Annotated in this window: 9 protein-coding genes; 3 read left to right on the forward strand and 6 right to left on the reverse strand. The window is 40.1% G+C overall.

Going from position 1 to position 13,131, the window contains the following annotated elements; translation table 11 throughout:
• Positions 1-333: 333 nt before the first annotated feature.
• From VB733_RS01355 to prfC, 3 genes are all read right to left on the reverse strand, one after another.
• Positions 334-828, reverse strand: a complete 495-nt coding sequence (locus tag VB733_RS01355; RefSeq protein ID WP_096610574.1) for an RNA recognition motif domain-containing protein — start codon at positions 826-828, stop codon at positions 334-336.
• A 620-nt stretch (positions 829-1,448) separates the two neighbouring features.
• Positions 1,449-3,710: a zinc metalloprotease HtpX gene (locus tag VB733_RS01360; RefSeq protein ID WP_323338315.1), complete on the reverse strand. Its 2,262-nt coding sequence runs from the start codon at positions 3,708-3,710 to the stop codon at positions 1,449-1,451.
• A gap of 135 nt (positions 3,711-3,845) precedes the next feature.
• Positions 3,846-5,477, reverse strand: a complete 1,632-nt coding sequence (gene prfC, locus VB733_RS01365; RefSeq protein WP_323338316.1) for a peptide chain release factor 3 — start codon at positions 5,475-5,477, stop codon at positions 3,846-3,848.
• Between the two features lie 297 nt (positions 5,478-5,774).
• Between prfC and VB733_RS01370 the strand changes: the two genes are divergently transcribed.
• The 3 genes from VB733_RS01370 to VB733_RS01380 all read left to right on the forward strand — a co-directional run bounded on the left by VB733_RS01370 (position 5,775) and on the right by VB733_RS01380 (position 8,450).
• Positions 5,775-6,119, forward strand: a complete 345-nt coding sequence (locus VB733_RS01370; RefSeq protein ID WP_323338317.1) for a DUF4870 domain-containing protein — start codon at positions 5,775-5,777, stop codon at positions 6,117-6,119.
• A gap of 553 nt (positions 6,120-6,672) precedes the next feature.
• Entirely contained in the window at positions 6,673-7,653 is a 981-nt protein-coding gene (gene hemB / locus VB733_RS01375; RefSeq protein WP_323338318.1) for a porphobilinogen synthase, read from the forward strand.
• Between the two features lie 485 nt (positions 7,654-8,138).
• Entirely contained in the window at positions 8,139-8,450 is a 312-nt protein-coding gene (locus VB733_RS01380) for a helix-turn-helix domain-containing protein (RefSeq protein WP_096610584.1), read from the forward strand.
• 133 nt (positions 8,451-8,583) lie between these two features.
• On the opposite strand, the gene hypF is transcribed toward VB733_RS01380, so the two are convergent.
• The 3 genes from hypF to VB733_RS01395 all read right to left on the reverse strand — a co-directional run bounded on the left by hypF (position 8,584) and on the right by VB733_RS01395 (position 12,724).
• Positions 8,584-10,932 carry a carbamoyltransferase HypF gene (gene hypF, locus VB733_RS01385; RefSeq protein ID WP_323338319.1) on the reverse strand — a complete coding sequence of 783 codons (2,349 nt, stop codon included), beginning with the start codon at positions 10,930-10,932 and terminating at the stop codon, positions 8,584-8,586.
• A gap of 72 nt (positions 10,933-11,004) precedes the next feature.
• Positions 11,005-11,250 carry a DUF1816 domain-containing protein gene (locus VB733_RS01390; RefSeq protein ID WP_323338320.1) on the reverse strand — a complete coding sequence of 82 codons (246 nt, stop codon included), beginning with the start codon at positions 11,248-11,250 and terminating at the stop codon, positions 11,005-11,007.
• A gap of 214 nt (positions 11,251-11,464) precedes the next feature.
• On the reverse strand, positions 11,465-12,724 hold the full coding sequence (locus VB733_RS01395; protein ID WP_323338321.1) for an FAD-dependent hydroxylase: 1,260 nt from the start codon (positions 12,722-12,724) through the stop codon (positions 11,465-11,467).
• Between the last annotated feature and the right edge of the window lie 407 nt (positions 12,725-13,131).

The raw sequence follows: 13,131 nt of genomic DNA on the forward strand, positions 1-13,131 counted from the left end.
GTTGATAATTGATGTCCCCGATTTATGGTAAGAATTCGGGGATATTATTTTCGTTGTCGAAATTATTAAGAAATTATTGAGTCAATTAAATTTGATTTATATTTACACGAAAGTAAGCATTCGAGCTTTTAATTCCTATTGATTTTGATAGCCACCTCAGCCCCTATAGTTTTGGATGAAATTTGCAGGCAATCATTACCGACAAAAACTATAGAAATTTTACCGAATCTAATGCGATCGCGATCGTTATCTCAAAATTACGTTTTAAGTAATTAAAAATTAAAAATCAAGTTGTATTGATTTTTAATTTTTAACCGGGCATATAAATCGCCACTAATTGGTGCTTTGTGCTGCCAGCATTTGTTTGAGCTTTTCCAACTCGTTTGCCCAACGAGGATCGGGACGAATAGTATCGGAATCACCAGATGATACAGTTGTTTCTTTCGCACCACCACGACGGGATTTTTTCGAGTTTCTCTTCCCTTCTTTGCTTGCGCTTGGGCTTGTGTTTCCACCACCTTGGTTGGCAACTTTTGCTGGTTGTTGTTGTTGTTGTTCTTCTCCCTCTTCACCTTTTGTCCGAGGTAAAGCTTTTTCGAGCTTAATGGCAGAGTCTTTGAACATTTGACCGTTATATTTTTCAATAATTTGGTCGGCTTGTTCGTCGTTGTTAACTGTTAAAAAACCAAAACCACGACATTTACCAGTCTTACGGTCTTTAATCAGCTTAGTCGTAACCGCCTCTCCCTCGGCTGCAAATACGGCTTGTAATTCTTGACGGTCAATTTCTTCTTTTGGCAAATTGCCTATATATAGGCGAATGGACATGAACAATACCTCCACTGAAGGGTGACTAAAAAACTCGACAAAAACATTTATCTGGACCCTGGTAACTGATAGATGCTATCGACTAACATCATCCAAAACCAACTGAGAACTCCAAACTGTCATCCTATACAATACAGCCTTTATGCAGAATGAAGCTTATATAAATACGAAAGTGCATTTAATCTCAATAACTTCTCAATTGTAAGAATTTTAAATTTTACTACCTTTTGCTTATCTATAGACTGCGGCAATAGTTGAACCAATGCTTGATCCAGCAAATTAAACACCATTTTCTAGATTATCACGGTATTTTTTACGTAGCTAGCTCAATGGCTACATTTCCGTTAATAGACATTATCATATCGTAACATGGAATACATATTTTCCAGAATTTCCCCAGAAACAAAAACCAGCCATTGGCTGGTTTATTCTTTGCTGTGTTGGGAGGTTAAAAGAGGAAAATCCAAACGAATAACCAAGCTGAGATGCCTTGTTACGTCGATTGCATCTGTTATTGTTAATAAATGTAACAGTTTTCTACGACATTTGCAATATTTATTTACAAAAAAGTTCATTGTTTTGATTTTCCCGATCCTATTTCCCATATTTTGACTCCGGTTCTACTTTCCTTTGAGCAAAATTGCCACGCCCCAGGCGAATGCTGCAACAGCAACAATAGTAGACCAAACTGGATGAGGGCTATTGATTATTTTGCCATTTTGTGTTTTTAGGGATTGGATATCAAGCCAGGGTGTTGCACCTCGTCGCAGCCAGCCTGTGATGTTTACTTGTCTGCCAATGAAGTCTTGGGGGTTTAGAGGTTGTCCTAGCCAGGTGATGTGATGTAGTTTGATCAGGGCAATGTTAGTTTGCAGGATTAAATCTTGTCCCAAGCTATTGCCAATGCCGCGACGACCAATTAATTTACCAGATAGACATACACCGTTTGCGTCAATGGGAATTGCCGCAGGGTTGTCTAGGGCATTAGCCAAATGTTCTTCGGTTTGCAAATTGGCACTATTTTTCAGTTCGGGGAAGAAGGGGTTAATCCTAATTAAAAGACAAATGCTGTAACAGATTAAGATGTAGCCGACGACAAAATTCCAATCGTCGTAAATCCATTTCAGGTTGAGAATTTTGAGAGCATAGAGAATTTGCCAGCCCAGTGCGAATACAGAGGCAAATATCAGACCGCAGGGAATACCCAAAAAGGGTGCAATTTGCATGTAGAAGGATTGTTTACTGGTGCGAAGAGGTGGTTGGGATTCAATATCAAATTCTGGTTCGATGCGCCAATTCCGAGCAATTTTGAGTAGACGTTGAATGCGATCGCCCATTAAGGGGTGGGTATTATTAATGGTGAGCCAGTAGCGGTAAGGATTGAGATAATCCCACATTAACAGGGAATCAAAAGAGATATGGGGGGCTAGACTACCCAAGGTTGTGCTTTGTTGAAAACCAACTGGTGAGGCAATATTTAAACTTTCTAACTGCCAACTAGTTTGTTCTTGTTTTTGAATATCAGTAGCAATACCTACAGAAATTTTCAGCAAAGCACGGGTTAAACCGTTAGGGTTGCCAGTAAAATCGCAAGCAAAGCGATCGGCATAATACAAACGTATCTGTGATAGCCAAATCGCAGTTCCCGTACACAGACTCCAAATTCCGTAAACAAGACTGGAAACGGTAATGTAAACAAAGTTGAAAAATTGCCCTTGAGTGCGATTTCCCCACTGGGATATTTGTTGATACAACTTATAAATTGGGATTGTCACCAATAGGACTAGTGACATCATTGCCCCATCCCCATGAGCGACATGTGCTAATTGTCCTACATAAATTGCGGCGATTTCATCTTCTGCCAACTGTTGCAAAAGTCCTTGGCTGACGACTATGCGGGTAGTGCGGGGAATATGCCCATAGGTGAGAATCAGTGGTGCAGTAATTGGTAAAACTCCCAGTTTAGGCATTTGCAATCCACGTGAGGAGCAAAATCTGCGTAGATGTCGTACTCCTTCTTGACTATGTAAATCGAGGGCATCTTTGGGTAGGTGTCGCATCCCATAGAACTCGGTAAGTATTTGATCGAGTAACCAGGGGGAAAGTGCCGTCAAAGTCAGAATCAGCACTAAGAGGAAGTTTGTCGGATTGGCATATAAAAATTGTAATGGCTCTAAAAACGGCAACCAAACCAAGATATTATTGATTGTTGATATGGTGAACACCAATAATTCTCGTAATAGCCAAAACAGGGCGACGAAGCTCCCTAAACTGAGCAAGCGCAAGGGGATGAGATTTAGCTTTTGTGGAGATTGCCAATTTTTTGCACGTCCTGCTTGCCGCCAATGAATAGTTAGCGGTTTGGCTGGAACTGTGAATCTGATGACTTTGCTGGGGTCGTGAGTATCATTTACAGAGGCAGAAGATAAAGAAGTGGAGGAGGTATTCACAACTTCTGCGGTAACTACGGTATTATTACCAGTGTTGTCGTGTTCCGATTGACTCAGTGGTTGCTGAAGAGACTGGGAAATATCTTCCACAACGTGATCATCAAAAACAACAAAACCCGTTGCATCGGGTTCTTGGTTTCGTGAGGCAATATTGCGTCGATTGCGTTTGAGCAATTCTGCCAGAGAGCGTTCTGCCCATTGTTGAACCTGTAAATTATGACTTTGGGCGAGAATCTCTGACAGACTCATTGCAGCCTGAATATCACCAGTACGTGCGTAAGCCACAACTAAACCAATTTGAGCTTGTACTGCTGCTTGCGAGTTCTCTTCCGTCGTGGCGACAGATTCAAGAATAGTTTTAGCTTTTCGGTAGTCTCCTTGTTTGAGTGCTGCAAGCCCAGCATCCAAAGAAGGTTGTACATCTGATGACATAGTATTTTAGTGGCAATTAAGGGAGTAGTAAGAGAAACAAGAGACTTGGAGAGGGAGAGATGCCAAGAATATTTTTCTGTCCTTGCACCTGCATGTCCCCGCGTCTCCGCGTTCCCATGTTCCCTTTCTTTGCCCTTATTCCTCTTCTACACGTGACTGTGTCGAAAATACCGGTGCGATCGCACTCAATTTTAAATCAGGTTGGTCTTGTAATAATTGGTTACAGTTCCACTCATTGCGGAACAATAACACGGGTCGCCCCATGCTATCTTTGACGGTGGTAGTGTTAAACATGCGCCCGATTTTTTCGAGTGCTTCCCAACCACCATCTACCCAACGTGCCACACTATAGGGCAACATATCTAATATTGTTTCCACCCCATACTCGTTTTGCAACCGAAATTGTACTACTTCAAATTGCAATTGACCGACGGCTGCTAAAATTGGGTCACGCTTGCCTTCGTCTGTGGAATACATTATTTGGACTGCGCCTTCTTCCCGTAGTTCGGAAACGCCTTTTTGAAATTGCTTAAATTTAGAAGGGTTAGGATTTCTGAGGGTTGCGAATAATTCCGGCGAAAAATAAGGGATACCTTCATATTCTAATTTTTGTCCCGTGTAAATTGTATCGCCGATCGCAAATACGCCGGGGTTATTCAAACCAATAACATCGCCAGCATAAGCTTCATCAATCGACTCCCGTTCTTGGGCAAATAATTTTTGTGGTCGTGATAAGCGCACGGCTTTACCTGTGCGAGCATGGTTAACGGTCATATCTTTTTCAAACCGTCCCGTACAAACGCGCACAAATGCTACCCTATCCCGGTGTTTGGGGTCCATGTTGGCTTGCAATTTGAAAACAAATCCAGAAAACTCCGGATAAGTCGGCTCAACTTCGCCGAGATTACTCGAATGGGAACTGGGTTTCAAGGCATATTCTAAGAAATAGCGCAGGAATAACTCAACCCCAAAGTTGGTCATGGCACTACCAAAAAAGACAGGTGTCATTTTCCCGGCATGTACTAGTTCTAAATCTAGTTCGGGTCCAACTCCTTCTATCAGTTCCAAATCACTCTTAAATTGATAATAAAGTTCTGGCTCTAATAATTCCTCAATCCGACTATCACCTAAATCGATAACCGTATCTTGAGCTTCGCGACTACCATGGGCAGTACGTTCAAACAGGTGAATTTGTTTTTGGTGGCGATCGTATACTCCTTTAAAGCGATCGCCCATGCCAATGGGATAATTAACTGCGTAGGTTTGTAAACCCAATTCTTGCTCAATTTCGTCCAGCAATTCTAGCGGTTCTCGTCCGGGGCGATCGAGTTTGTTAACAAAGGTAAAAATCGGAATCCCCCGCATTTTACAAACTTCAAACAGTTTGCGTGTTTGTGGTTCCAAACCTTTAGCCGCGTCAATCAACATCACTGCATTATCCGCAGCCGCCAGGGTTCTGTAGGTATCTTCACTAAAATCTTGGTGTCCCGGCGTATCCAGAAGATTGATTTGGCGATCGCGATATTCAAACTGTAATACCGTCGAGGTAATCGAAATACCCCGTTGTTGCTCCATTGCCATCCAGTCGGAAGTTGCTTTGCGTTGTGCCCTACGTGCTTTCACTGCGCCCGCTTCATGAATTGCGCCCCCGTACAATAATAGCTTTTCTGTAAGTGTGGTTTTTCCCGCGTCAGGGTGAGAAATAATCGCAAAATTACGACGATTTTCAACTGCTTTGGCAATTTCTATCTGAAGTTCAGTTGACATATTTGACATCAATGTATTTTTTATTTGTTACTGAAGTTAATTTAACTGTTTTCAATTTAGTCAAGAGTTTTTATCTTAAGGCATCAACGGTCATGATAGGGTCTTTATATAGCAATCTAATCAGGATTATTAAGATTCATCAACTATGATGTCGATGTCAATTGCTTTTTGTTCTGAATGATTGATTAATCGTGAGTGAGCAGAGATTGGAGTACATCAAAGAAAATTCTGATAATCCTGATGGAGAAGCCATACCAGTAAAACCAAACAAAAATATAGTTGAAAAGGGAGCAAATAATGTACTACGACACGGATAAGCGAAAACTACTATCAGCACTGTGTCACGGCGCAATTTTTCTCAGCACCACATTCTTTTCTATTGTCATACCCATTGTCATCACTTTTTTCACCAATGACCCAGTTGTCAAACAAAATGCCAAAGAATCGATCAATTTTCACATTAACGTCTGGATTTATGGATTAGTGGTTAGTCTGTTGATTTGGCAGTCTTTTGGTACACTCGTTCCCCTAGCGGGCTTAGGTTATATGTTGCATTGGGGTCTGACAATTTGCGCCTTATTTTACGTTTTGAGTGACACCCACAAACCTTTCCGCTACCCCTTCATTTTCCGCTTAATTTAACTCATGGACTTTGTCTACAGACATGCTCTGTAGTTATTCGCACCAATCATTCTACTTTGACCTTGTAATTTGTTCGTATCGATAATTACATGCACAAGGGTCTGAAAGAGTAAAGATTGGCAAATATTTCCAGTATAACTTTGTCTAAATTTTGCGATCGCCTTCCTGAAGACACTCCTTGCCACTCATTTTCTTAATTATTCTTTGCGGCAATTTTTGCTGTATTTGCGGCAATTTTTGAGAAAATAAAACTTGCAAAAACAAAACTTGCGAGAATACTTAACAATCTTTTAGAGGTATGGGGATTTCCTAAACCCTTGATAACTGTAAAATACAAAATTGCCCCACGGCATTACGCAGCAGGGCAGAGGACAGTTAAGCGCTGCTTGTAGTCTGGCTGACTTTGCAGTGCAATCAATCCGTATTTGTGACGCTTTGTTTTTTGTCCATTAGTTATAAGAATTCAGAATTAAATTACAAAACCCAAGCTGCATCAACTATTCTGACTTCTGGATTCTATTGTCCATTACCGTTTCTGAGTTTATAAAAATTTATGTTTCCTACACATCGCCCTCGCCGTTTGCGAACCCATTCTCAACTACGCCGAATGGTTAGTGAAACTGTTTTAAACACGAGTGATTTAATTTATCCACTATTTGCTGTACCAGGTGAAGGAATAGCAAAAGAAGTCAAATCAATGCCTGGCGTTTTCCAGCTTTCTGTTGACAAAATAGTCGAAGAAGCTAAGGAAGTTTACGACTTAGGAATTCCCGGAATTATTTTATTTGGTATTCCCGCAGATAAAGATGTTGATGCCACAGGTGCATGGCACGATTGCGGTATTGTCCAAAAAGCCACAACTGCGGTTAAAGAAGCTGTACCGGATTTAATTGTTATCAATGATACCTGTTTGTGTGAATACACTAGTCACGGACATTGCGGTTATTTGCAAGTAGGCGATTTGACAGGCAGAGTGTTAAATGACCCGACGCTGGAATTACTCAAAAAAACCGCAGTCTCCCAAGCGAAAGCAGGTGCAGACATTATTGCACCATCGGGAATGATGGATGGTTTTGTCGCCGCCATTCGCAGTGGCTTAGATGAAGCAGGATTTGAGGATATTCCCATCATGTCTTATGCAGCCAAATATGCATCTGCATATTATGGACCATTTCGTGATGCCGCAGAATCGTCACCCCAGTTTGGAGATAGAAGAACCTACCAAATGGACCCAGGTAATGCGCGGGAAGCAATCAAAGAAATCGAATTAGATATTGCTGAAGGGGCTGACATGTTAATGGTCAAACCAGCATTGTCTTACATGGATATTATTTGGCGTGTAAAACAAGCAAGTAATTTACCTGTGGCAGCATATAACGTTTCCGGCGAATACTCAATGGTCAAAGCAGCTGCACTCAACGGCTGGATAGATGAACAACGGGTTGTTTTGGAAACATTAACCAGTTTCAAACGTGCAGGTACAGATTTGATCTTGACATACCATGCTAAGGATGCAGCAAGGTGGATTAAATAGTAGATCAAATCACAGTTCTGAGTTAATAGTGCTGATTGCTGAGTCAAAAATTTGGATACATGAGTTATCTGACTCCAATTACTTATGCCTCAGTTCTCAGCACTCACACCTTTACAAATAAAATATATTCCGTGAGTAAGAGTTTACCTGACTGACTTTGCAGATGGCAGTGTAATAGCTTATAAAATAAGATAGTGGGAGTAAATTATGCAGTTGCCTACTTTTAGTCAACTAGTGTCCATTTTTAAGCAGATTTAGCTAAGTTTCCACTGCCCGAATTTTTCGGAATCGGGTCTAAGTAGTTGTTTGGCTGCAAATATCCTTAGAATGATACTGCCCGAATAGGGTAGTAAATTCACGTGGCTAATTTACTAAACTAATTTATCAAGTTAATTTAGCAAGCGGATTCACGCAGCTAAATTTCTAATTGCAAATTAGCAGATTCTATCAGGTTATTCTATTTTTAGTAAGGGGAGCATTGAGTTATGGATATGCAAGTTCTGAGAGAAAGAGCTGGATTGAGCCGTGCGGAGGTTGCATTCAGACTTGCAATCAGCGAGACTAGTGTCCGCAATTGGGAAGCTGGAAGAACTGAACCAACAATGACTCCCAAAAAATATTTAGATGCCATCAAGCTGTTTAAATGCACTCCAGAGGAGTTGGCAGAGGCAAGTGAAAAGTCGATCAATCAAAGACACAAACGTAAGCCTGGAAGACCAAGAAGATTTCCGGATGCCCAGGTTGCTCAAGTAAGTACAATTACACATATAGCAGATACAACTGCTGTAGCAAATTAGTTAATTTTGACTTGAGAAATAAATAATTTGTAATTTCAGATGATGTTATCTCTGTCTCATCACTGACGATTAAAACTTCTCCGCATCAGTCTTAATAGTAGGTAATTAAAATGTAATGAAGTAATTAGTGTATTTACTGATATTGAGCAATATGCTCCATTTCTCGGCAACCAGCTACAATTTGTCCAACAGCAATTCCACCATCATTGGTGGGTATACTTTGATGCCAATAAGGACAAAAATTTTCGGCTCTTAAACGCTGAATTGCTCTTTCTGTTAGATATTTATTTTGAAAGCAACCGCCTGTAATTACAACTTTTTTTGCGCCTACATATTTGGCTACTACAATCATGATTTCCACAAGTGTATTGTGAAACTTTGCGGATATTTTGCTAATAGATAAACCAGTTTGCATATCTTTCAAAAGTTGTTTAATAGTTATTTCCCAATCGATGATTATGGGCAAATCTTGATGCACATTCGTAGGTTTAATCGGAGCAAAGTCATAGCTTTCATCGGTCTTCAAACCATTGATAGTAAACTCTAATGCCATTGCCGCTTGTCCTGCAAATGTTATTTCTTGGCACAGCCCAAGGATGGAGGAAATTGCATCAAATAAACGCCCGCAACTAGAAGTCTTAGGACTATTAAAGTCGCGCTGGAGCATTGCTTGAATAATCCTGAATTCTGGAGCAGAAAAAGCCTGGATTGGTAAAAGCGATCGCATTTCCCAAAGACTATCTCCAAACACTTCATATAGTAATGCGATCGCGGCTCGTTTGGGCTGTTTAATTGCTTTTTCGCCTCCAGGTAAAGCAAAATTACGTAGATGGGCAATTCGTTGAAATGATATATCTTTAATTAGTAGAAATTCACCACCCCAAATTGTGCCATCTAAACCATAACCTGTGCCGTCCCAAGCAATACCCAAAACAGAATCATTAATCTGATTTTCTGCCATGCATGAAAGAACATGGGCATAATGATGTTGGACTGGAATGAGAGGAATATTAAAATTTTGTGCAAGTTGCTGTGCTAATTGAGTTGAGAGAAAATTGGGATGTAAATCGCAGGCTACAGCATCGGGTTGAAAATCATAAATTTGGCTCAGATTCTGGATTACCTGTTTAAAAGTATTAACGGTATGAATATTTTCTAAATCTCCAATATGTTGGCTCAACAAAACTTGTTGATTAATTGAAATTGCAACTGTATTTTTCAAATGTGCCCCGACAGCAATAATTTTTGATTGCGAATTGATGGGAATTGCTGAAGGTGCATAACCACGGGCATGGCGTAAGACTGTGGGAGCATCCATAACCAGACGGACAATTGAATCATCCACAGGTTGATAAATTGGGCGATTATGAATTAAAAACTTATCGGCAATATTCCCCAGTTGCTTAATCGCTTCATTCTCACGAATACAAATTGGTTGCTCAGAAACATTACCACTAGTGGCAACTACAGGAAAATTTAATTCTGCCATCAGTAGGTGATGCAATGGCGTATAGGGCAACATGATACCCAGATAGGGATTTGCAGGAGCAACTGAAAAAGCTGGGGCGTTTGTATTCACTGTTTCTTGAGGTATCTCAGCTTTATTCCATCCTTTGTATCGTAGTAAAACTATCGGTGCTGGCGAAGAATTTAATAATTTTTCTTCAATTTCCGAGACTTCACAATGTTCCTTAACTAACTCAATTGTGGGATACATCAAAGCAAAAGGTTTTTCCTGACGTTGTTTTCGGCTACGCAGCTTTTTGATAACATTATTATTACGTGCATCCACGATAAAGTGAAATCCACCTAAGCCTTTGATGGCAATAATTTCACCTTGGCGAATCATATCTGCTGCCATTTGTAAAGCTGTGTCATGGGATGCTAAAACATCACCTTGACGATTCCATAGCTGTAAATGGGGACCACATTGAGGACAAGCATTTGGTTGAGCATGAAAACGGCGATCGCGAGGATTTTCATATTCAGTGTGACAAATGTTACACATGACAAAGTTTTTCATTGTCGTGCGGGAGCGATCGTAAGGTAATGCTTTGATAATGCTGAAACGAGGTCCGCAGTTAGTACAGTTGGTAAAGGGATAATGGTAGCGATAATTAGTGGGGGTAAATATTTCTTTTAGGCAATTAGCACAAGTGGCAATATCTGGTGCTATTAGTGCTGTTTTATTGCCATCAATACTACGATGAATCTCAAAGTTTGTGTAGTTAACTGGCTCCAAAAATATGAATTTCAAACTTTGGATAAATGCATGTTGGGGCTTTTCTATTTGTATGCGTTGTCGGAATATTTCCAATGTGTGGTTATCACCTTCAACCTCAATTAAAACCCCTTCAGCAGAATTTTTGACCCAACCAACAAGTTTTAATTCTTTTGCCAGTCTATAAATAAATGGTCGAAACCCAACTCCTTGTACGCCTCCTTGAATAGTGATGCACAAACGTTTTTGATTTGGATTCATCTTTGTAATTGCAAAAATTTACTTGTAGAGTGCTGAATTTTATCTCATATCGATAGTTATAAAGATATAAAATTACTCTTCACAGATTGTTATTTGGTCTGGATGACAACGTTTGATCATAGTCTTAATCTCTCTGGCTCCTTCCGCTTGTAAATCTTCGACATAACCGGAAGACATTATTTCCGCTTCTTGATGCTGAGGAAAGGGGCCAAAGTAGTAAATACAATTTGGTTGGGTGGTGGATACTTCTACCCACCAATCCTGACGCTTTGTAACACTAATAATTATGTCTTTGAGAATATTGAAGAATTTCATCATAGAAATTATTTACATGAACCTATTGTTTCTTTAAATTTAGCTAATAAAAATTAGGCAAAAAATAAGTTTTGATAACATTAATTGAAAATATTCTCAATTAGCTCAGATGAATGATATAAGAGCAAAACCCTCGCATTGCAAGGGTTTAATTGGATGAAGTCGCAATTTATTGTGAAAAATAGTTAAGTTTTTAAAAAATGACACCAGCCATTATTTAACGCTGCGCTAATTTTGGTGTTTTTCCTAACAATCCAATCATTAATTTTAACGAAAGTACCTTCACCAAAGGGATGTATTTCATCGCCAACAAGCCGAGACGACGCACGATGACAATTGGCAGAAAAGTATTAGAAAATACCCGATCTAATAAATCAGTAAAGCCCAAAATAGTCAGATTTTCCAACTTACGCCAGCGTTCATATTTTTTCAAAACTTTAATATCACCAATATCCTTGCCAACTTGATGTGCTTCTTGAATCACCTGCGCCAATGCCGCAACATCTCGAATCCCTAAGTTTAAACCCTGTCCACCAACAGGGTGACAATTATGGGCAGCATCACCAATCAATGCCAGCCTATCTGATACATATTTATCACTTTGCATTAATTGCACTGGAAAAATAAATCTTTCTCCCAATAGTTCCAATTTACCCATTTGTGAACCATAACGCTGGCTTAACTCCTGCAAAAACTGCTCATCATCTAATTCGCATAAAGCTTTTGCTTCCTCATGGGGCGCAGTCCACACAATGCGGCAACGATTCCCAGGCAACGGTAAAATTGCAAAAGGTCCACTTGCTTGGAATTTTTCATAAGCAGTTTCATTGTGGGATTTTTCCGGTTTCACAAAAGCCACAATACAAGATTGCCAATATTTCCAACCACTAGTGCTAATTCCTGCTGCTTGGCGAATGCGCGATCGCGAACCATCTGCTGCTACTAATAATTTACTGCGAATTGTTTGAGTTTTACCTGCTAATTTGATTGTCGTTACAGCTGCGTCTTGGAGATACTGGGTTTCTACGACTTCCGCAGGGCAGAGTATAGTTACATTCTGACAATTTTTCACAAACTCCTGTAGTGGATGTAACAGAGCTTGATGTTCCGCAACATAACCTAAATCATCTTTGCCAATATCCTCAGTATTAAATTCCACCACATTGGGATAATTGGCATCAGACAACCGTACTCGCCGATATGTCTCAATATTGGGCAACATTTTGTCCCAAACTCCAATTCCTTGGTAAATCAAGGCAGACAGCATATGTACGGCATAGGCTTGTCCTTTCATTACTGCTGCTGATTCTACCCTTGCTTCTATCAGCAACAAGCTTAAACCCGAATCCTTTAAAGCACTAGCTAGGGTTAAACCGACAATTCCGCCGCCAACAATCACTAAGTCGTAGTCGTAATCTTGGGGGTTCGTCGTAATTTGAGAGGTGTCAAGAGTTTTAGGTGATATTACTTGCGCCATTTTAAATGGGATTGTTAAGACAAATTACAACGTTTTACTTTTATTTTGACGCAATACCCGGTTTTTGGGCAATGGAAATTATTGATTAAGCCCCTAGCCCGGATTTCTCACAAAAAAATGGGTGTCAAAAACTGCGAGAATGTATATATCACAATATTTCCAGGAGTTATAAAGTATGAGCCCATTATCATCACATTGTATCCCAGAAGAGTTTAAATTTGAACAGGAAAAGTCGCGTCCAGTTATAGTCAATTTCAAGGTGATAAACTGTTCAGCGCCTAAATTATACAGACAAAGCGGGCTTTCCGGCTCCGGAGTTTTCCGTGAAGAACATCTCCCCGGAAATTCCTCTCCGCACTACAATAACTTGATGTTTTCGAGCTATACAATTTAGCTGCACATCAGCT

Source organism: Calothrix sp. UHCC 0171 (genome assembly GCF_034931845.1).
Classification (GTDB): domain Bacteria; phylum Cyanobacteriota; class Cyanobacteriia; order Cyanobacteriales; family Nostocaceae; genus Brunnivagina.